The organism is Methanobacterium lacus, from assembly GCF_000191585.1.
GTDB lineage: Archaea > Methanobacteriota > Methanobacteria > Methanobacteriales > Methanobacteriaceae > Methanobacterium_B > Methanobacterium_B lacus.
Map to the genome: position 1 here is coordinate 874747 of NC_015216.1, position 22518 is coordinate 897264.

At 34.8% G+C, this 22518-nt stretch carries 16 protein-coding genes; 4 read left to right on the forward strand and 12 right to left on the reverse strand.

What is annotated here, in order from left to right; translation table 11 throughout:
- Nucleotides 1-39: 39 nt before the first annotated feature.
- From METBO_RS04525 to METBO_RS04545, 5 genes are all read right to left on the reverse strand, one after another.
- The gene (locus tag METBO_RS04525; protein WP_013644495.1) at nucleotides 40-519 is read right to left on the reverse strand and encodes a metal-dependent hydrolase; all 480 of its coding nucleotides are present in this window, start codon (nucleotides 517-519) and stop codon (nucleotides 40-42) included.
- Nucleotides 520-981 (reverse strand): nucleic acid-binding protein, encoded by a 462-nt coding sequence (locus METBO_RS04530; RefSeq protein WP_013644496.1) that lies wholly within the window; start codon nucleotides 979-981, stop codon nucleotides 520-522.
- Between the two features lie 115 nt (nucleotides 982-1096).
- Complete coding sequence (locus tag METBO_RS04535; protein ID WP_013644497.1) at nucleotides 1097-2488, reverse strand: undecaprenyl-phosphate glucose phosphotransferase; 1392 nt, start codon at nucleotides 2486-2488, stop codon at nucleotides 1097-1099.
- Between the two features lie 55 nt (nucleotides 2489-2543).
- Nucleotides 2544-3425 carry a glycosyltransferase family 2 protein gene (locus METBO_RS04540; RefSeq protein WP_013644498.1) on the reverse strand — a complete coding sequence of 294 codons (882 nt, stop codon included), beginning with the start codon at nucleotides 3423-3425 and terminating at the stop codon, nucleotides 2544-2546.
- A gap of 182 nt (nucleotides 3426-3607) precedes the next feature.
- Nucleotides 3608-4558 (reverse strand): glycosyltransferase family 2 protein, encoded by a 951-nt coding sequence (locus METBO_RS04545; RefSeq protein WP_013644499.1) that lies wholly within the window; start codon nucleotides 4556-4558, stop codon nucleotides 3608-3610.
- 406 nt (nucleotides 4559-4964) lie between these two features.
- On the opposite strand from METBO_RS04545, the gene METBO_RS04550 reads away from it, so the two are divergent.
- Nucleotides 4965-6029 carry a glycosyltransferase family 2 protein gene (locus METBO_RS04550; protein WP_013644500.1) on the forward strand — a complete coding sequence of 355 codons (1065 nt, stop codon included), beginning with the start codon at nucleotides 4965-4967 and terminating at the stop codon, nucleotides 6027-6029.
- Nucleotides 6030-6176: 147 nt separating this feature from the next.
- Here METBO_RS04550 and METBO_RS04555 read toward each other — a convergent pair whose 3' ends face one another.
- The 3 genes from METBO_RS04555 to METBO_RS04565 all read right to left on the reverse strand — a co-directional run bounded on the left by METBO_RS04555 (nucleotide 6177) and on the right by METBO_RS04565 (nucleotide 9453).
- Nucleotides 6177-7226: an ATP-binding cassette domain-containing protein gene (locus tag METBO_RS04555; protein ID WP_013644501.1), complete on the reverse strand. Its 1050-nt coding sequence runs from the start codon at nucleotides 7224-7226 to the stop codon at nucleotides 6177-6179.
- Nucleotides 7227-7237: 11 nt separating this feature from the next.
- Entirely contained in the window at nucleotides 7238-8023 is a 786-nt protein-coding gene (locus METBO_RS04560) for an ABC transporter permease (protein ID WP_013644502.1), read from the reverse strand.
- A 104-nt stretch (nucleotides 8024-8127) separates the two neighbouring features.
- A complete protein-coding gene (locus METBO_RS04565; RefSeq protein WP_013644503.1) occupies nucleotides 8128-9453 on the reverse strand; it encodes a UDP-glucose dehydrogenase family protein in 1326 nt (441 codons plus the stop codon).
- A 215-nt stretch (nucleotides 9454-9668) separates the two neighbouring features.
- Here METBO_RS04565 and rfbC point away from each other — a divergent pair, with 215 nt between their 5' ends.
- The 3 genes from rfbC to METBO_RS12605 all read left to right on the forward strand — a co-directional run bounded on the left by rfbC (nucleotide 9669) and on the right by METBO_RS12605 (nucleotide 14837).
- Nucleotides 9669-10226: a dTDP-4-dehydrorhamnose 3,5-epimerase gene (gene rfbC / locus METBO_RS04570; RefSeq protein ID WP_013644504.1), complete on the forward strand. Its 558-nt coding sequence runs from the start codon at nucleotides 9669-9671 to the stop codon at nucleotides 10224-10226.
- Nucleotides 10227-10420: 194 nt separating this feature from the next.
- Complete coding sequence (locus METBO_RS12945) at nucleotides 10421-13447, forward strand: glycosyltransferase family 2 protein (protein WP_013644505.1); 3027 nt, start codon at nucleotides 10421-10423, stop codon at nucleotides 13445-13447.
- 103 nt (nucleotides 13448-13550) lie between these two features.
- Nucleotides 13551-14837, forward strand: coding sequence for a hypothetical protein (locus METBO_RS12605; RefSeq protein WP_013644506.1), 1287 nt, complete (start codon nucleotides 13551-13553; stop codon nucleotides 14835-14837).
- A 51-nt stretch (nucleotides 14838-14888) separates the two neighbouring features.
- On the opposite strand, the gene METBO_RS04585 is transcribed toward METBO_RS12605, so the two are convergent.
- The 4 genes from METBO_RS04585 to METBO_RS04600 all read right to left on the reverse strand — a co-directional run bounded on the left by METBO_RS04585 (nucleotide 14889) and on the right by METBO_RS04600 (nucleotide 22273).
- Nucleotides 14889-16769 carry a CgeB family protein gene (locus tag METBO_RS04585; RefSeq protein ID WP_013644507.1) on the reverse strand — a complete coding sequence of 627 codons (1881 nt, stop codon included), beginning with the start codon at nucleotides 16767-16769 and terminating at the stop codon, nucleotides 14889-14891.
- A 78-nt stretch (nucleotides 16770-16847) separates the two neighbouring features.
- Nucleotides 16848-18740, reverse strand: coding sequence for a CgeB family protein (locus METBO_RS04590; RefSeq protein ID WP_227717242.1), 1893 nt, complete (start codon nucleotides 18738-18740; stop codon nucleotides 16848-16850).
- Nucleotides 18741-18867: 127 nt separating this feature from the next.
- Nucleotides 18868-20277, reverse strand: a complete 1410-nt coding sequence (locus METBO_RS04595) for an accessory Sec system protein Asp2 (protein WP_013644509.1) — start codon at nucleotides 20275-20277, stop codon at nucleotides 18868-18870.
- A 73-nt stretch (nucleotides 20278-20350) separates the two neighbouring features.
- The gene (locus METBO_RS04600) at nucleotides 20351-22273 is read right to left on the reverse strand and encodes a glycosyltransferase family protein (RefSeq protein ID WP_013644510.1); all 1923 of its coding nucleotides are present in this window, start codon (nucleotides 22271-22273) and stop codon (nucleotides 20351-20353) included.
- Nucleotides 22274-22518: the final 245 nt, after the last annotated feature.

Genomic DNA, 22518 nt, shown 5'->3' on the forward strand with positions numbered 1-22518 from the left:
TGTATTTTTTTTGGGTCAGTTTTTACTGCACCACTTTCTTCAAGCAGTTCCCTTGTTAGCATCTATTTCCCTCCCAACCAGATACACCAGTCCTGCAAGGCAAAGTGCCAGAAGCGTTATCAGATAATCTGAACTGTTGGTAATTTGAAGCTGCCATTGCCACCAGCTGAAAGGAAACAGAAGGTAAATTCCTCCAGAAACATGTTCCAATATTATGTCTAAGCTGTAGTGTGTGATGATTCCGAGTCCAAAAAATAGGAATGCCTTCTTCTTTTCTGGGAACAGCATGGACATCATACCTGCAACTATGACAGAACCCGTTGGTATGTGTATGATACTTAAATATTCAGAAAGATCCAATCCAAAGAACTTGAAAACCAGGATAAACTTGGAAAAATCAGGTATCAAAGCCCCTGTAATAACCAGCATGGTGTTTGCAGCGTTAAACTCATCATATTTAAAGCTAAGTAGCCTGCAAATTATCCAAGCAACAGCAATGTGTGTAACCCAGTCAGGCATCTATCTCCTTCTCCTGAATTCCAACTTTTTAAGGTCGAATTCCCAATAACGGAAAAAGAAAAATAGGAAGATCAACGCAACCAACGCACTTCTAAGCAGCATGAAACTATACTCAAATGAAGTTATAACGAGTATTTTAGTAGCATTAACTCTATAAGATGGTTGTAAAATACCTAAAACTTCAACTTGATCTCCCTTTGAAACATGTTCCCCTGATGTGATGGTGTAATTAATATCCATCCCATGATATTCATCTGAAAGATTAAAACCGCCATCATGAACATCGGAAACAACTCCAGAAACAGCCACTGTTTCACCGAGAGGATAATTTTTAACAATTATTGATGTGTTGGGATTTTCAAGATGGTTTTGATAGTTCGATGCGAAGTAAACACTGAGAATTATTAGAACAATCAAAAGCCCAAAAAATATGAATCTTCGATCTTTTACCAGTTTAATCATCAGTGTTCCACCATCTAAGGTTCCATTCTGTTTAATAGGTTTACAATAAAAATGGGAAAAATATTAAGAATTTAGGGATATAATTGTTTAAAGAGTTTTTAAAGGTTATAAATCGTCAATAAGCATTTTTAAAGAAACTTCTAAATGTCATGAAAAATATCTTGACATCCAAGTACAGGTTCCAGTTTTCAACGTAGTAAATATCGTAGTCAATCCTCTTCTTAATGGATGTGTCTCCCCTGTAACCATTTATCTGTGCGTAACCTGTCATTCCAGGTCTGACATGATGTTTTACCATGTACTTGGGTATTTCATCCCTGAATTTATCCACGAAGTATGGTCTTTCAGGTCTGGGTCCAATCAAGCTCATATCTCCCTTGAGTATGTTAAAAAATTGTGGTAACTCATCTATGTTGGTTTTTCTTATAAACGATCCAATCCTTGTTTTTCTTGGATCATCCTTTTGAGTCCATTTAAACTGCTCTTCTTCTTGAACCCTCATGCTCCGAAATTTATACATGTTAAATTCCTTCCTGTTACATCCAACCCTCTTTTGTTTGAAAATTACGGGTCCCGGCGAAGTAAGTTTCACGAGAATGGCTGTTACAATGAGTATTGGGGAGATTATGATGATCCCTATTGTTACTAAAATTATATCAGACATTCGTTTGAGTATCTTGTTTAGATTATCGTCCAATGGCACGTAACGAATATTAATAACAGGTATATCATCTATCATGTCAATGTAGGGTTTAGCAGGGAAGTAACGATAAAAATCAGGCACGATCTCTGCCTTAACACCACACTTCTCAAGGGTGTTAACAGTGTTTTCAATGACTTGATAATGTCTGGCTGAAATGGTTATAACAGCCAGATCAATAGTTTTTGTGAGGATGATCTGTTCCAAATCATTTATGGAGCCGATGATCTTTGAACCATCTACTTTCTGACCCTTTGCAATGTTATCATCTAAAAAGCCTATGATCTCATAACCAAGGTAAAAATTTTGTTTAATTTTTCTTGCAAAGGATTCTCCAAGTTCTCCAGCACCAATCACAAGTATGTATTGAACATTGTAACCCTTTCCCCTCACATACATGAGTGCATTTTTCACGATGATCCTTTCGATACACATAAATATTGTACTGAAAACCGCAAACATGGCCAGCATGTACCTTGAATAATCTGCTACTTCAATGATGTAAAGAGCAGTAATAAGGAGTAAAAGTCCGATTATGTTGACTTTAAGTATCTGTTTAACTTCGTTGCCCAACTTATCAGTTCTTTGAGAATTGTAAAGGTTGAAAAAATAGCTTAAAATGGTGTAGCTAACAATTATAAAAGCTAAAGATGCAGCATACTGTGGAAATGTCCAAACATCAAAACCAGGCCCTAAAATATCTGTTTTTACCCTGATGAGCCATGCAAGGTAAAGTGCCAGTGTCATTGCCACTACATCAAATAAGACTTGTAGCGTTGTTAATGTTCTTTGATTCTCCCTTATCATGGTTCACCTCCAAAATATTTTTCCCTAATATTCAATTTATTAAATATAATAAGAATTACCTCGTAATATAATTTTTAAAAAGTTTAAATTGACATATACTCCAAATTCCCATGTAAGTTGCTAGGGTGGTTATCATGGGATAATCTTCCCTGTAGTGCTTGTTGTAAAAAATGTACATGGCCCTATAAAATTCGTGTATCATCCTTTTGTTTTGTTTTTTACTATTACTGGAACCTTTGTAATGAATTATTTGTGCTTCACTGTAATAGATAATTTTCCAGCCAGCAGCCTTTATTCTGTAGCACCAATCTATATCTTCACCGTACATGAAAAATTTTTCGTCTAAAAGACCTACTTTCTCAATGGTGCTGGATCTAAGAAGCATGAATGCTCCCATGACACAGTCAACTTCGTAAGTATCATCCTCATCTAGGTAGGTGAGGTTGTACCTTCCAAAACGTTCACTTTTGGGAAACAGTTTTGAGAGACCCGTCATCCTATAAAATGAAACACTGAACTCTGGAAAACTTCTTCTACAAGCCTTGTCAAGATTTCCATCTGGTAAAAGGACTTTGCATCCTAAAACTCCGGTGTCAGGATGATTCTTCATGTAATGCATGGATCTTTCAAGACAATCACCAACCACTTGGGTGTCAGAGTTCAAAAGCAGCACATAATCTGAATTGGCACGTTTTATTGCAACGTTGTTTGCCTGTGCAAAACCCTTGTTTTCAGGGTTTTGTATGAATTTTATCTTCCCATTTTCTGATTCTTTAAAAAAAGTTTTCTGCAACGACTCGAAACTTCCATCCGAAGATGCATTGTCCACAACATATATGTCGTAGTCAAATGGATGGCTCTGATTTAAAACAGATTCTACTGTCTGTTTGGTCATTTCAAATGTTTCGAAGTTGACGATTATTATTGATAAATCCATTGAATTTCACCTTGAATGAATCTGGAAAAACTATCCAGATTAATGGGGATGATGATTGTAAATTATATTATTCTTGTTATTAACCAAATTATTAGATTATATAGATGAATATTTATTTTAATTAAAATAAGCTTTACCCCGAATGGGATAATTATTATTTTAAAGCGTTAGGAATATTAATTCTACGACCAAATGCTATGAAGCGTGTTTTTAATGAGGTACCATTCGATGTACAGATAGTTCGTCAATCGATCCCATTTGTACTCAACTTTACCAACTCTATCTAAAGAGTGTAAACCTTCTTTCAAACCATTTAAATAATCATTCCCATAACCCTTTCTTAAAAAGAACAGATATTTTATGAAATACCCTATGACGAGGAATATCAGGTTTAACAGTAGTTGTGGCCAGGGCATATTTTTGTAGGGAACATAAACATTGTTTCGTGCTGCTAATTTAATTTTAAAACTGTTGTATTTACTTCCGCTCGTTGCACTTCCAAGATGGTATACTACGGCCTTTGAACAGTAAACACATTTATATCCATGAATACGAGCTCTGTAACTAATATCCACATCTTCCATGTAGGCGAAGAATGATTCATCCAAGTAGCCAATTTCATCAAAGACTTTTCTCCTGTAAATTGCTGCACCGGCACAAGCACTGAAAATTTCCCTGTCTTTACTGTAAGCAGTTTCAGGTTTTCCATTTCCCACCTTTTTTGTCCAGCCAAGCAGGGTGTACTCATCACCAGCATCATCAATGGTTAGTTCATCAGAATTCAACATTTTAGATGCAGCTGCAAAAATTTCAGAGTCCTTTTTGATACATGTTAACAAGTTCTTAATTGCACATCTTTCAAGAACCACATCGTTGTTTAGAAGCATAACAAAATCAGTGTTTGATGCAGCTATGCCTTGGTTCACAGCCTTTGAAAATCCTAGATTTTCTCTATTTTCAACGAGTTTAAATTCTGGGTAGTTCAGGTTGATGTAATCTGCACTTCCATCAGTTGATCCGTTGTCAACAACTATCACATCCATGGAACAGTTTTGGATCTTTAAAGATTCAAAGCACTGTTTTAACAGATGTTTGCCATTGAAGTTGGGTATTATAACAGTTAGATCAGGCATTAAATTCACCAATAAAAAAATTTAGGGATAACAATTTACACAGTATCCCATCTGTAATCAATGGGTTTATTAGATTAGTTTGAATGAACCTACGTAGTAGATTACTCAATAGATTTTATTCACTACCAATTTAATTTACTTGTACCTACTATTGGAGTGAACCCCTAAATCTATATTTGTTAGTTCTTTAAAATAGATTTGTTAAGTGTGTTAAAAAAATTGTTTAGAAATTTGCTAAACATGGGACATTTTTAGGGGGTTTCTACTGTATAAAAAAAAATTGTCGTTGCATCATAAAAAGGTGTTCGTTCGATACAATTTTTTAGAAATTCTCGTAATATAAAATCTAGATGAATAGTTTTAGTTTACAATCACTTTTTTAAATTAAAAAAGGGGCAGAAATATTATGGTTAACAAGAAAATATTTTCCATCAGCATGGTTAAAAATGAGATGGACATCATAGAATCCTTCGTAAGGTACAATGTAAATTACCTCGATGGAATGATCATACTTGACAATGGCAGCACAGATAAGACCCTTGAGATGCTAAAATCACTTAAAAATGAGGGACTGCCAATATTTGTGATTGAAGATGATACAAGGGCTTTTGATAAGATCCTTAAGATGAACATGCTTTTAAACAAAGCAGTCCATGAATACAATGCAGATATAGTAACTCCACTGGATGCTGATGAATTCATGTTATCATCAGATGGTGGAAGTCCAAGGGAGCATATTGAAAAATTAACATCTCCCAACTACTTCGTTGCAAAGTGGAAGGTTTACGTTCCAGATTTCACCAAGAATCAGGAGGAACGTTTCATACCGCGAAAGATAGTCATGGCAAGGGATGACAGTACCAGGGACTGGCACACCCTTTACAAGGTAATAATACCAAGGGAACTGGTGACAGATTATGGGGTAACAGTCACAAGGGGCAGTCACAGCCTGGTAATTCCACCAGAACATAAGAATAATTTGAAGAGAGTTGTGAATCCTGATCTAAGAATAGCACATTTCCCCATCCGTTCCAAGGAACAAACAGTGTCCAAAGTTGCTGTGGGATGGCTCAACGCCATAAGTAGTGTGGAGAAAAAACCAAACGACAGTTTCCACTGGAAAAACATTTTCAGCCAACTTAAATCCCAGAAAGAAATAGCTGACGAAGATGTTGTTGCAATTGCCAGTGAATTTAGTTGTGAAAATGATGATACACCCAAACTCTTAACAGAGGATCCCATGGATCTAAGCTTCTGCACAAACATCGAACTCAAGTACACCAACGAGAAAATAAACCCAATGTCAAACCTGCTGGAATCATGTGAATACATGGCACAAAGCTGTGTAGATGCAAAAAAACTATCAATTAAACAACAAAACAAGTTAAATCAGATGGAAAACAGTATTTCATGGAAGATCACATCACCGTTGAGAAAGGCAAAGGCATGGGCCAAAAGACTCAAAAACTAACAAAAATAAACCCAACCCATTTTTTTTAAGTTGAATCTTTAACACATTTCTATATTTTTTTTTAGCATGTTTAAACAATGGAAAAAAATGGATGAATATATCTAAAACCATAAAAAAAATAGGGTTAGTATATTCTTTTTAGGTATATTAATGTTTAATTTCTGTTGTAAACCCTGTTGAATGGGTGTTTACCTTGTTACCTTCCAGATCTTCGAAACATCCTGTGTGAAGATGGAGGTTGTACCTCATACCAGGTTGGAGTACAGGGTGTTTTATTATGAGTTTGTCACCATCAACATATTTTTCTAGCGGTACACTCACTCTATTGGCACTTAATAGTTCTATCCAGTTGGTTCCAACTTTTATTGGTGCGTTAAAGGTTAATATGATGTCCTTGTCAACTGGAACCTTTGCATCATTCTTTTTAGGATTTGAACTTTTAACGTAGATCTTTTCCTTTAGAAGTACGCTTCTCTCATAACTGTCGCAGACCTCATCAACTAAACCCTGCATAATAACTCTGCCGTTTTCAAGCCATATTGCTTTATTACAAAGGTCTCTTACCTGCTGCAGTGTGTGTGAAACAAACAATACTGAAACATCTTGATCCAGAAGAGTTTTCATTCTTTCAAGACTTTTTTCCCTGAATTTTGCGTCACCCACCGATAGAACTTCGTCGAGTATCATTATTTGAGGGTTTACAGCTGTTGCAATTGAAAATGCCAGCCTGGAACTCATCCCTGTCGAGTAATTTTTAAGTTTAACATCGATGAACTCTTCAAGCTCTGAAAATTCAACAATTTCATCGTACTTAGATTCAAGGTACTCCCTAGAGTATCCTAGAAGTGAACCCTTAAGAAATATGTTTTCCCTTCCAGTGTATTCTGGATCAAAACCAGAACCCAGTTCCAAGAGAGGTACAATGGATCCTTTTATTGACACATCACCCTCTGTGGGTTTTATAACACCGGAAATAACCTTCAGAAGCGTACTTTTACCTGCTCCGTTTAGTCCAATGATTCCATATTTATCTCCCCTCTCAACTTCCATTGAAACATGTCTTACGGCCCAAAATTTGGTGAACTTCAGTTCCCTTTTCAAAAATTTAATAACAAATTCTTTGAGGTTGTCAACCTTTTCTTTGTTGAGATTGTACTCCATTCCAACGTCTTCAACCTTTATTACTATTTCTCCCACAGTATTCACCTTTATAGATGTAGTAAAAATTTATTCTGATACTTGTAAAATAATCCCATTCCAACGACCAGGCACAGAATTGAAAACACAGTTGCATACAATAGCTCGCCTGTGTTGTAAAGTGTACCATTCATAAGAACAGTTCTCATACAACTTATTATGGCGTAAAATGGATTTATTGTAAGTAAAAACTGCCATTTAGCAGGTATGATTGAAGCAGGGTAGAAAACTGCAGAACCATACATGAGAAGCATTGTAAAAACTCCGTACAAATGTTCGATGTCCCTGAAAAATACTGTTACAGTTGCAAGAATGAGACCCACACCAAGTGTCATGAGAAGCAGTACCAGAACTGGTAGACTTGCAAATATCACGTAAATGGTGAAGTGAACATTGGTTACGATCATAACAGCTACCAATATTATCAATGATAAAAGGAAGGTTACAAAAGCTGATCCTACAGATGCAAGTGCAAACAAGTATTTGGGAACATAAACACTTCTCAATATGGCGCTGTTACCAATTATAGATTTCATGGCGCCAGTAGTACCACTTTGGAACAATGAAAATGCCACCCTACCAATCAGGTAGTAAACTGGAAAGTTAGGGATGTCACGTTTGAAAATGTAAGAAAATATGATGGTAAACATTATCATGGTGAGCAATGGCTCTAAAAAACTCCAGAAAATTCCAAGCATAGAATTTCTGTACTTAACCTGAATATCCCTTTTAATGAGCTGAACAAGTAAGTACCTGTACTTCTCAAAATTAGCAATAAATCTATGATCACTTATCATTATAATCTCCAGTTCATGTTGAATTTATATAATAAAATCTTCTCCAATGTCTTTTAATCTCTATTGGATTTCATATAAAGAAAATTTATTAGTTACTCTATATATTATCCTGTTCCGATCTGATAATACTCGAAGCCAAGCTTTTCAAGCATGGTTTTGTTGTACTGATTTCTACCATCAAAGATGATGGTTTTACCAGCAGTATTTTTGAGCTTGTCAAAATCCGGACTCCTAAATTCCTTCCATTCTGTAACGAGTATTATGGAGTCCACCCCTTCAACGGCATCGTACTTGTTGCTGTGAAAACTTATATCTGGATTGGATTTGAAGTAATATTCCTTGGCTGCATCCATTGCCTTTGGATCGTAGGCCCTGATGGTTGCACCATGCTCAATGAGTTGATTGATAATAACAACAGACGCTGCTTCCCTCATATCATCGGTTTCAGGTTTGAATGCAAGTCCCCAAACAGCAAAACTTTTTCCAGAGAGATCGTCTCCAAACCTCTTTAGGATCTTGCTTACAATTGAGAATTTTTGGTTTTCATTCACTGTTTCAACACCCTTCAAAATGGTTGAATCGTAACCATGATCTTGGGCTGTTTTAATCAAAGCCTTCACATCTTTTGGGAAACAACTGCCACCATATCCACATCCCGGATATAAAAAACTGTATCCAATTCTTTTATCGCTTCCAATACCTTCCCTTACAAAGTTAATATCAGCTCCAACTCGCTCGCAGATATTGGCCATTTCATTCATGAATGAAATTCTGGTTGCAAGCATGGCGTTTGAAGCGTACTTGGTCATTTCAGCACTTCTAATATCCATTGTAATGAACCTATCATGGTTTATTGTGAATGGTTTGTAGAGTTCCTTCATAACTTCGATGACAGCATCATTGTCTGAACCAATAACCACTCTGTCAGGTCTCATAAAGTCAGAAACAGCAGCACCTTCCTTTAAAAATTCAGGATTTGAAACAACATCGACCCTGTAACTCACCTTTCTGGATTTCATTTCATTCTCAATGACGGATTTAACCTGATCTGCAGTGCCAACTGGTACAGTGGATTTATTCACAACTATTAAATCGTTTGAAATGAGCTGCCCAATTTCCCTGGCAGCCTCGAGCACGTATTGCATGTCGGCACTTCCATCTTCGTCCATGGGTGTTCCAACTGCTATGAAGCATATGCTAGAATTTTTAAGACCAAAATTTAATTCAGTTGAAAACATGAGGTTACCTGATTCAACATTTTTGGACACTAACTCTTCCAAACCCGGTTCAAATATGGGTATGATTCCGTTTGTAAGGTTTTTAACCTTACCATCATCAATGTCTATGCAGTAAACTGTATTTCCCATTTCAGAAAAACAAGCACCAGTAACTAATCCAACGTAACCTGTTCCAACTATTGTTATTTTCATATATATCACTAAAATTCTCTAATATTAAATTCTAAATAAGCAGTAATTAAACTAAAATATAAATTAAACTAAAATGTATATATAGTTTCTTCTCTTTAAATTACTATGTTCGTGGCTGAAATAAATATTAGTCAATGGAAACTAATCAAATTCAAATCTTCAACTCAAGATTGGATATTATTCTGTATGAAAATTAATTTAGAAGGTGCAAACTAATGGGAAAATTTAAATTTATAGAAACATCCATCGATGATGTTTACATCATTGAACCAACAGTTTTTGGAGATGATCGTGGTTACTTCATGGAAACCTATCATCAAGGTGAATTTAAAGAAGCAGGACTAGATATGGAATTTGTCCAAGACAACCAATCCAGATCTGTACGGGGTGTTTTAAGGGGACTTCACTTCCAGTACACCCAACCACAGGGTAAACTCGTGAGGGTGATAAAGGGAACTGTGTTCGATGTTGCAGTAGATCTAAGGGAGAATTCTCCAACCTATGGTCAGTACGAATCAGTTGTGTTATCAGAAGAAAATAAAAAACAGTTCTATGTTCCAGAAGGTTTTGCCCATGGATTTCTGGTTTTATCTGATGTGGCTGAGTTCACCTACAAATGCACAGCCTTTTACAACGCTGATGATGAGGGAGGCATAATGTGGAACGATCCAGACATAAACATAGAATGGCCCCTGAAAGAAGCTGGAAATGTTGTTTTATCAGATAAAGACAGTGAATGGAAACCATTGAAAGAAACCAATGTAAAATATTAGATCCGTCACATACACTTTTTTTATATTTTTTAAAATCCAATTAAACGAATTAAACAAAACTCATATCTTGTAAATATGTGGAAAAACTAAAAAAAGTACTATTTAAACCATTTTTAGTAAATTTGGGTATAATTTAGGAATAAATAAATGGTTTTAGAACAATATATACAATTGAAAAAACATGGGGGAGATCTATGAACATTTACTGGAAAATGGTCATGAGTCCAATAATTAACGAAATAAAACCATTAAACATTGTTGAAATTCATTCAAATATAGAAGAAATCACAGAAAACCTGATAAAGTATTGTGAAGATGAAAATGCCAATTTAACAATTTTAAACCCATTAAAAGATCAAACAGATTCTAAATACTACTTTGAACAAGAAAAAAGTGTTGAAGTGGTCAATCAAAAAGTCTTAGAACAACTTCAGCTCACTAAAAACTACGATGCTTTCATCATAAATTTAACAGAAGATTATCAAGAGCTCAAGAAGATACTCGAGACAGTGGAAACTAACAAAAAAAACAATAACTTTCCACCCATATTCCTCATGTTTTCCGACGCAGAATCATCTGAAATTCCCGAAGAACATGATAACTCTGAATTAAATACAATTAAAGAACTTTACGTGGATTATAAAGATGTTATAAACGATTTTATCAGGGAATCAGAAAGCGAACTCCAATTCAGTTATCTGGAAATCAACGGTAATGGAATACTGTATGAAAACCATCCAGAACTCAATGAATTAGTTCAAAGATCCGTGGATATCTACACCGAAGTAGAAAATGAGAATGTAAACATCCGTAACGACCTTGAAGAATATAAAACTCAAGTAAAAGACCTTGAAACCCGTGTGGATGAAGTAAAAACAGAATTTGAATTTAGAAACAATAAAAACAGATCTGTTGGCCAGAGAATCATCTCAAAATTTCCATTTTTAAATATGATCCGTTACATTCCAAGAATGGGGCTTAAAACCACGCTTATCAACAGAAAGGGGTATCAAGAAATAAAGAAAAATAATCTGCTTGATGTTGGATACTACCTAAACACCTACGCTGATATCAGGAAAACTGGAAAGGATCCAATAATTCACTACATCTACAATGGATTTAAAGAGGGCAGAAACCCGAGCAGGGAATTTGATGCAGAGTACTACTTCGAAAACCACTCTGATGTAAAAAAATCCAAATTAAACCCACTCGTACACTACGCACTCTACGGAATCAAGGAAAACAGGAAAACTCACAGGGAAGAAACCGAAGCAGAATCTAAAAATTATAGCGGTGAAATATTTCTTAGAAGGGCAGATATGTCCATTGAAGGATGTGTGGAAGTAGGTGAAACAGAAGCCTCGGACATAATATTACGGATCGATGATGAGAACTTCAACCTAAAAACCCAGAAGATCCAAGACCAAGGCAGTGAAGAGTATACTGTCTTCAAATTCAACATACCACCATCATTTATAGATGAAAAAACTCATGATATACGGGTTTATGATGGAATTAACGGGAATTTGGTTTCAAAAACTAGGATGATCCTAGCGCAAACCAAAAACTTCAGGGATCTTTCAGGATTTCTAAAAAATTCCCTGGTTTCACCACTCCTCTTCGCACCATTTCGTGAACAGGACAAGAGATGTTTCGCAACGATGGAAGACATCACCAAACATCTAATAACACTATCAGAAACCACCGATAACAAACCGTTAGTTTCAGTAATAATCCCGGTTTATAACTCAATAAAAACATTAAAAGTTGCAATAGAATCTGTTTTAGAACAAACCTATCCTAACATCGAGTTGGTTGTTGTTGATGGGGGAAGTACTGATGGATCATTGGAATATTTAAGGAAACTAGAACTAGAAAACCTGGTTTTAATCCAGAATCCTGATTGCAAGGAAACCTGGTCTGCAAGAAATTTGGGTTTGACAGCAACCCATGGAGAATATGTGGCTTATTTAAATCCAGATTACAGCTGGGATCCAAGGTATATGAGTGCAATGATGGGAGCATTCTCCAAACTTGAAGATGCAGATGCCCTTTACTGCGGACAGTTCCTCTTTGAGGAGAATAAGAAATATCCATTTGCAGCGAACTACGGAAGTTTAAACAGATCACTCCTTGAAAACAGGAACTACATTGATCTAAACGGAGTTTGTCATAAACAAGACCTTTACAAAAGAATAGGTGGATTTGATGAAAGCTTAAAAGAATACACTGACTGGGAATGGATAATGCGCATGGTCAACGATTCAAAGTTGTACTCTATCCCCGTACTACTCACCAATCACCACAAACAAACAAAAAATCAACCATCCAACGAAGCACTTCTAAAACTGCTTCGTAAAAAACAGGCACAAAGAAACCATGAAAAAACATCCCAAATTAAACAAATGGATAATATAAATAACGTAAGCATAGTTATTCCAAGTTACGAGTCGCTTGAAGACATTCAGGAATGTTTAGAAGCCCTGTTAAATTTGAACCTTCAAGGTTGGGTGGAGATAATAGTGGTGGATAACAATTCAAGCAAGGCTGTGACAGACTACCTTACAAAAATGAAAACAGAATCATCCATCAAACTCATTAAAAATCAGATAAACTATGGTTTTACCTATGCAGTGAATCAGGGAATAGAAATTGCTAGTGAGGGAAATGATATATTACTCATGAACAACGATGCCATGATAACACCTGGAGCAATTGAGGCCATGCAAAAGGCAGCATACAAACTCAAGGATTGTGGGTTAATAGTTCCTAAACAAATTCTTCCAGCAGAAAGTAACACCCTAACTAAACATGTGCCATACGCATCTTTAAACTACGAATGTGATGTTAATTTATCGGGACTCTTTAACAACATGGTGAACCTTCCCTTATTCCACTCTGGAAACTATGTGGAACTGAGTTTCGCACCATTTTTCTGTGTCTACATAAGAAATGATGTACTTAAAAATTCAGTTGGATTGGATGCTGAATATGGACGTCACTACCGCTCAGATCGTATGTACTGTAACTACGTACGTCATGTAATGAATTTAAAGATATATCACACCTCTGAAGCAAACGTTTATCATAAATTGCAGCAGTCCACCGAAGTTTTGAAGGAAAAATCCTCGAAGGACTACGATACAATGTTCGTAAAAAATCAGTGGGATGATGAACTAGCATCTAAATTCGGATATAAAAAGCCTGTTTGGGATGAGTAGACTAAATATCATTCTTTATTCAAAGAAATTATTCTACTTATCCTTTTTAAATTTAATAGATTGTTGACCTGTAAAACGAACGTTGAAGTGGATTAGGAGGAATTTGATAAGGAAATATATTAAAAACAAGATCATTAACTCTAATCTGTACAGTTACCTTACAGATCGAAACAGAGATCTTCAGGTTCAAATTTTAGAACTTCAAGAAGAAAATAAAGATCTAAAACTGAAGGTCAAACAGTTTTACGAGTCAAGATCAACAATTGAAACCAACATTTCCGTTGTTAAAACAGAAAATATGGAACTTAAAAAGTGGATCGACCATCAGAAACAATCAAGGAAAGAACTCGAAAACGAACTTCAAAAATGGAAGCAAGATAATTCTGATTTAAAAAAATCCATAAAGACACATGAAACAGCTGAATCAAATCTTCAAATCCAGCTTTCACGCTTGAAATTTCTAAACACTCAACTGTTAAAGGAATACCAATTTTCTATGCATGACACTGTCCAACTTAATGGAAACAAAACAGTAAATCCTGCAATAGATGAGTTTAAAAGCAGTTTAAAGCTAATAAACGAAAACAATGACCTATTCACACTTTGGATCAGTACTGATCATACCCTGCCTGAAATACAACATTTATCCATCCAATCCATGATCTTAACAGGACACACTGTGACTTTGTACACCTACGAAGATCTGGACAATGTCCCAGACGGTGTTAAACTTAAAGATGCAAATCAGATCATTGATGAATCTGAAATATTCACCTATAAGGAAGGTTTCAACAAGGGATCCTACTCAGGATTTGCCAATGTTTTCAGATACAAATGTATTGAGATAACCGGAAAATCATGGTTTGATTGTGATATTCTGGCCATTAAAAATATCAACGAAATCTACCCCCTTGAAAACATTATTTCATCCCAGTACAATGTTGACAATACAATATATCCTAACAATGGATTTTTAAGACTTTCTAGGGGAGATGAACTCATAATTAATCTGATAAATGCTGTCGACTCCATGGATCTTGAAAATGTAAAACATGGTGAAACTGGACCAAGACTGCTTAAATCAGTGATGGATTCTGAAAATCCCGAACACTACAAATATCTTGCAGATCCAAACTTCGTGTCACCAATAAATTACTTTGAGTATGAAGATTATTTGAAACCTTCAAAACAGATTATCCCTACTTTAGATCTGGATGACATATGGGGATTTCATATTTGGAATGCCATGTTTAGGGAAAATGGACATCAAAACGAAAAAACCAAGGGTGGATTTTACCATGATCTAAAACAGATCATACTGTCCTCAAACAACCCTGAAGAGTACAGTGAAGAACTAAAAAAATTTCTGGGAAAATTTTCCAACCAGTAAAAAAAATTTTACATTAATTATATATGATTTTTTTTTTTATTTGATCAAATTTTAAATCAATATTTGGTAAACAGGAAAGCTCGTTTTTAAACCTTTTAGTTGATTATTTAACATGGTATTGAAGTTCTCATTTTCAAACAACACATTTTCTATTTTTTCGGAGTATTTGAAGCTGAATTTTTCGCCTTGTTCAACTCCAAATTCTGGTGCAATGTATGAAAAATGTGAAATGGCTTTATCAATGAAGTCTTCTTCAAGTTGTGTGTTTGCAAATATGAAGTACTCTGTGTTGTTTGCAATATTCATATCCTCAACATCATCATAATTATAAAATTCATACTCATCTGTGGAATTATTTATTATATCCTTTATTTCGGCTTTGGATATTTGATTTGATAATAAAACAAGATTTTTATTGGAATAATCAAGACTTTTGTAGTGTTTCAAAATATCGGGGATCTCTGTCTTGTTGTTGATTTTGTAGTACATCGTGACTGGATTTTTATCGTGCTGATACTCGTATCCAATGGCATCCAATATTTCCTGAAACCTGTTTTTGTAGGTGTGATTCTTTAGGACGTTGTATAAATTGTTCATTTGTTTCAATTCTGAATTATTTAGATCAATTTTTTCGCTACCAACGAAAACAATGTTATCATCAAACAATCGATACATCCCATTGGAATAGTTTGAAAGGATCAGTGTGTTGCAGAGCATGAGTTCAAATACACGCCTTGCAAACATGCTGGTTGATTTAGTTACTGTGTTTATATTAAGTGCGTATTTACTTTCCTTGTAGATGTCACCAATCTTGTTATGTGCTACTGGAGGATTGAGATATTTGTGGTATTTAACTGGAAACCTGTAATTGGGATGTTTTTTACCAAATTCTTGGAATCTGTTGTAAATTTTAAGGTTGTAACCACTTCTTAGGATGTTATCGAATATTTGTTCCATTTCCTTGGATCTTTCTGTATGATGCACGTACCAACTACCTGCGAATATGATTTCATCAGTTCTTTCATGGGTTTCAATTGGATTGAACAGCCTGGGCTGGCCTGCAAATAACATGCAATGAACACTTTCATGGCCATACTTATCCCTGTACAGTTCAACGCATTCTTCATCCGTGGTAAAAATATGATCAAATCTCAAGGCAGTATCGTAAAAACTGTTAAAATTGGTTGGATCTTCTTTGTTCCAAAATATTGTTGGTACCTTATTATTTTCACAAAATTGTAGCAGGTTTAATAAAATAGCACGATTTTCAGGTTCTGATTCTCCATTGTATTGAATCCTACCCTGCCATGCTCCTCCACTCCATGCTGATTCACAGAAGAGCATGTCTGGCTTTTCAGTCTGCATAATTTCCAGCCAATTGGTGGGTTCTAAAGGAATTGCATCAAATTCATATTTAAATCCATTGTAACTGAATTCATCTAAAATAATAGCGACTTTAATTTTTTTCAAACCTTTCAAATAGGGCTTTGTTGGTTTATTAGGTTGGATATTTGGGGTTTTAGGAAGATTTTTAGTTTTCCTATTTGAATTCATTTGTTTGGATTTCCTAAATATCTTCTTCGCAACCTCTTTAACTGAACTGAAGGGACCATAAATCTTATTTGAAAATTTTATGATCTTTCTTGAATCATATGTCTTCAAAACCTTTGTTAATTCTGTATTCTCCCTTTCAAGATCTTCCGCAGTTTTTTTTGTATGGATTAAATCTGATTCCATCTCAAAGGTTTCAGTGGTCAGATCCTCTGAAATTTCTTGTAAACTATAAAGTTCGGATCTAAAACTGCTATATTTATTAATAAGTTCATTTAATTGGTTTTTTTCAAATAAAAATTGATTATATTCACACAGGGCTAGAGACAAATATTTATCACACAGTAATTTGTAACTATCCTCATTTACTTCAAGCTTCATACGATCCCCTAAAATATTTAACCCATCAATAAATTTCTAAAATCCTAAATTATTCCCCAACATATTATTCAACAAAATTTATATTTTTATGGTGTAAACCGGTATTTCTTCATCCTTTTCGCTGTTGATATGTAATGAAACTGTTTTTTCAAAGTTTTGGCTGCTAAACAGTGTGTTAGTGGTTTGAATGGTTTTTTTGAACCTGAAATTTTTCCCCTCTGTAATTCCATATTTGGTTTCGATGTAGCTGTAATGAAGCAGGGCTTTCCATATGAAATCTGGTTTCAAATCTGTATCTGTAAATATGAAATAATTTGAATCATTTTTTAACCCCTCCAGTTCTTCGCTGTTTTTAGAGGGTATCATGGTTATATCTGGGTGTGGTGTTGTGTCACCAACTCGTGTATCATGGTTGGTTTTTATTATTGTGGCTTTTTTGTATGGATAATCAATGGTTTGGAAGTGTTTAATTGCATTTTCTGTTTCTTCTGGTGTTTTGGTCTGGTAGTAGAGGGTCACTGTTTTGTCTGTTTCTAGGTAGGGGTAGTTTATGGTGTCCAGTATCTGTTTGAATCTGTTGGTGTAGGTATGGTTTTTTAGGACATTGTAAAGATTTTTCAATCTTCTTTCAGCACTGTGTTCAAGGTTTATTCCCTTTTGATCCACGAATACCACGTTGTCTTTAAACAGTTTTTCAAGGCCTTTTGAATGGTTTGATAGGACTAGTGTGTTGCATAGTATCAGTTCGAATGCACGTCTTGCAAACATGGTGTTGGAATCTGTGACTGTGTTAATATTTATGGCATATTTACTTTCTTTGTACACCTTGGCCATCTGATCATGGGAAACTGAGGGGTTAACAAAGTCTTGGTACTCCGAAGGAAAATTGTAGGAATCATTTAACTTAGAGTAGTAGGTTCTATCATATATTTTCAGCTTGTAACCTTGGTCTAAAACACTGTCAAAGATGTTTTTCATCTCTTCACATCTTCTGGGGTGATGTGCGTACCAGCTTCCAGCAAATATCACGTCGTTTGTTCTTTCATCATCTTCAATTGGGTTGAAGAGTCGGGGTTGTGCTGCGAACATGAGGCTGTGAACACTATGATGCCCGTAATCAGCTTCGTAATCTTTTATACATTCCTCTGCACTCGTGAATATGTGATCAAATTTTGAAGCTGTATCTGCAAAGCTACTGACCTCGTTATGATAATGGGTTGGATCCTCTTTGTTCCAAAATATGGTGGGAATACTGTGTTCCCTGCAGTAATCAAGTATTTCAAGAAGCTCAGTTCTATTTTCTTTCTTTGAATTGGTGTTGGTACTGATCTTCCTGGCCCATGGTTTGGTTTCTGGGTTTATTCCATGCCATGCAGATTCACAGAGGAAAAGGTCAGGGTTTTCTGTTTGAAATATTTCCCTCCAGTTCTCAGGTTCCACTTCCAGTGCATCAAATTCATATTTAAAGCTGTTGTAACTGAATTCATCCATTATTATGGCGACTTTAATATCTTTAAGATATTTAGGATCTTCAGGCACGGATTTTGTTGGGACAACTGGAATTTCTGGAGTTTTATCAACATTCTCCTTCTTATCTTTTAGTGGTTGTGTTTCTAATTGCACTACCTTTTTGGAACGGTTTTTATTTAATAGCTTCTGTACAATGTTTGTTAAGCGAACGATCTTGCGCTTTTTGTACGATTCAATCTGTTTTATTAGGATTGAATTTTCTTTTTCCAATTTATTTTCCAATTCTTTCTGTTCTTTGAGTGTTGCATTGACTTGATTATAAGTTTTATACAAACCACTCACGGATCTCTTTTGATTATAAAGATCGGATCTAATGGTGTTGTAATGATTATTAAGACGATTGTAGTCATCTTTCAGATATAATAATTGATTTTCTTGTTGTAGATACTGTGATAAATATTTTTCAGCAAGTTTTTCATATTTAATCGAACTTTTTTCCATTAAAGCTCCATTATCCCCATTTTCATCGTGCATATTGTTTCTGTCCCTAATTTTATTAATTTCAATATAAGAATTATGGTTAATAAGATTTTAGTATGTACATTCTAACCATCAAATTTTGGCGCTTTCATTTGATATCTTGCTTATCCAACAAAATAGGCTCAGATAGGTACATCAACTTCGAATTCTCATCCTTCACAAAATATTTAATCTGGTAGTTCCCGGGTTCCTTGAAGGTGTACTCCATATAATTTTCTTGCCTGTACCAGATAGTATCTACTCGTTCTCCATTTAGTAAGATGTACCAAGCAAATGATTCAACATCCTGATTTCGCTGAATTGTAAATTTATAGCTGTTACTGCTTACTTTTTCTATTTTAAGTTCGTGCAAAGGATTTAGTTCATCAGCAGATATTTTACTTTTAAAAAAATTTAGATGGCCTGATCCAATCTTGGACTTTAAGGAATTGAATTTTTTCCCTAAAAAATTGCTAGATCTTGATTTATCAGCATTCTCAATTCCCCGAAGGTTTTCTTCGATTTTGATTTCAATTTCATCGGTTAAACTGGTGTTATAGGATGTATCATCTTTCACGTAGATCTTTGCATGGTACTTACCTGGTGTGCTGATTGGATACATGAATTTGGGACTATTTTGATAGCTTGTTTTTTCAACCAAATCATTTAAACTGTAGAGTTCCACAGAATACTCAAGATCATCGCCATTGGCCCCACAGAAAACTTCCAGATGGTTTCCATTAGATTGGATTGAAGTACTAATAATTTCTGGAGTTTTTGGGTCTACAATAGATTTATCAATACTTTTAAGGGTTTTCAGCAAATATTCAATGTAGTAGTTACCTATGAGTGAATGTGTGAAATAATTTCGAAGTTCAAGATGGTAGGTCACGTTTTTTTTGTCTAACTCGTTGAAAAATGGGATGATGTGGTTTTTGTAATGATGATCACCCTCTCCAACATGTATGTAAATTTCAGGAAATTCATCACTATCTTCTACCAAGTTGTAAAGCAGAGAATTTAAGTAGGATATATCCTTAGGTTCATGTCCTCCTGAAATATAATCTGCAATTTCTGGAAAAAAGCATAAATAATCTCCTAACTTGGTTTGAGGAGATCCAGCTATTACATATCCAAAATTATATTTGATTCCGTAGTAAAGAGCACAAAAACCACCCTTGGAAGTTCCGTTGGTGATCACTTCTTCCCTTTTTATACGATACTTCTCACAGATAGCATTGATAAGGGATATTACACCTTCTTCAATAGAACTATCCCCTGATTCTCCAATTAAATAACTGCCCCTAGGTCCATAATCATCTAAAATAAACAGTCTGTTACAGTTACAATTTTTCAATGTTCGTATGTAATTGTACTGAGGGAGTTCATGGGCTTTTGCAAATCCTGGAAAGTTTACAATGAGTTGGTTTGAAGTTTTTCCTTCACAAAAGATATATTTTATATTTTTACCCTTTTTGTGAGTTTTTTCATTGGATTCAATGTACTCCTTGATCCCCATTGTATCATCCTTTTTTTTTAAGGTAAAACCCGGTTCTACAAATTTAAAAACTTTGTTAGTTCCTATGAAAAAATCATACCCTTATGCAGTAAACTGGTATCTCTTCTGCTTCATTTTCAAATTGCTTTTTGATAATATTTTCAAATTCTTGATGGTTAAACAATGTATTTTGGGTAGTGTTGGATTTTTCAAACCTGAAATTAGTTCCTTCAACTATTCCATACTTGGTTTCGATGTATTTGTAGTGTAAAACAGCTTTCTTAATGAAATCTGACTTTAAATTAGTATCCGAGAATATGAAGTATGGTGTGTTGTTAATAATATTACTTAATTCTTCAGGGCCGTTTATAGGTGTTATGATTATGTTTGAGTTGTTTAACTTAGATTCAACCAGTTTAGTTTCATCTTCATTCTTTTCAAGTACCATGGCCTTTTTATATGGGTAATCAATGGTTTGGAAGTGTTTAATTGCATTTTCTGTTTCTTCTGGTGTTTTGGTCTGGTAGTAGAGGGTCACTGTTTTGTCTGTTTCTAGGTAGGGGTAGTTTATGGTGTCCAGTATCTGTTTGAATCTGTTGGTGTAGGTATGGTTATTAAGGACGTTGTAAAGGTTTTTAAGTCTCATTTCCTTGCTGTGCTCAAGGTTTATTTTATTTTGGTCCATAAAAACTATGGTATCTTTAAATAATCTTTCAAGTCCTTTCGAATGGTTTGATAGGACTAGTGTGTTACATAGTATCAGTTCGAATGCACGTCTTGCAAACATGGTGTTGGAATCTGTTACAGAGTTAATATTAACTGCATATCTGCTTTCTTTATATATTTTGGCCATTTTATCATGGGAAACAGGCGGATTAAGAAAATCACGGTATTCCTCTGGAAACTTACGCCTTGGATCTTCGTTGTAGAATGCCCTGTCGTAAATCTTCAGGTTGTATCCACTTTTAATAATTTGGTTGAAAATGGTTGACATTTCCTTGCATCTATCTGGGAAGTGCGCATACCAGCTTCCAGCAAATATCACATCATCTGTACGTTCTTCTTCCTCTATGGGGTTGAAGAGTCTGGGTTGTGCTGCGAACATGAGGCTGTGAACACTTTCATGTCCAAAGGTAGACTTGTAACAGTTTATACATTCCTCTGCACTCGTGAAAACATGATCGAATTTCACCGCAGTATCTGCAAAAAATTTAAAATTGGTTGGATCTTCCTTATTCCAGAATATTGAAGGTATATGGTGAGTTTTACAATATTCAAGTATTTCTAAAAGTTCTTTCCTATTTTCTTTGTTTGATTTTATGGAATGACTAATTTTTCGGGTCCAAGGTTTGGTTTCAGGGTTTATTCCATGCCATGCAGATTCACAGAGGAAAAGGTCGGGGGATTCTGTTTGGAATATTTCCCTCCAATTATCCGGGCCCACAACCAAGGCATTGAATTCGAATTTAAAACTGTTGTAACTGAATTCATCCATTATTATGGCGACTTTAATATCTTCAAGATATTTAGGTTCAAATTGAAAAGTTACAGGCTCTTCAGACTCTGATATTATTTTATCTGATCTTTCAATATAATCTGATTCATCTGCTACTTTCTTAACATCGGATTTTATGGATGGTTTTGATTTGATTCTCCGAAGTAGCTTGATTATTCCATCGGTAGCCTTCACTATCTTCCTAGATCTGTACCTTTCTATTTGATTCTTGAGTTCCTGATTTTTTTTACTCAGAAGAGCCACATCATTCTCCTGATTTTTGAGTTTAACAGCTGCTGATTTCTTTTTTTGTTCTAATTTACTCCTGGTTCTTTTTTGATTGTGGAGTTTAGCTCTCATCTGGGCGTAATTATCTTTTAACTTTTCAATTTCTTCTTTTTGATATAATGACTCATTTTCAAGCTCGTAGTACTGGGATAAATATTTTGTACTGGAATTTTTATCATTTTGGACTGATTTTTCTCTTTCAGCTTTTTTTTGTGAATTTGAATCAGGTTTCATTAGAATCACTTACAATATGGGTTAAGTTATTTTATCAATTTCAATAAATTTGTTGTTTTTCTATTTTCAATCAGTTGCAAACTAAATAAACTATTAGTATCCTATATTTAATTTATAAATTCTGTAAAATTATTTCCCATGAACAAATACTTTAATATTCATTTGACATTTTAATATTTAAATAAAAACAAAAATAACCATTTAATAGTGATTATTCATTTTTTAGAATAATTGATCAACGAGGA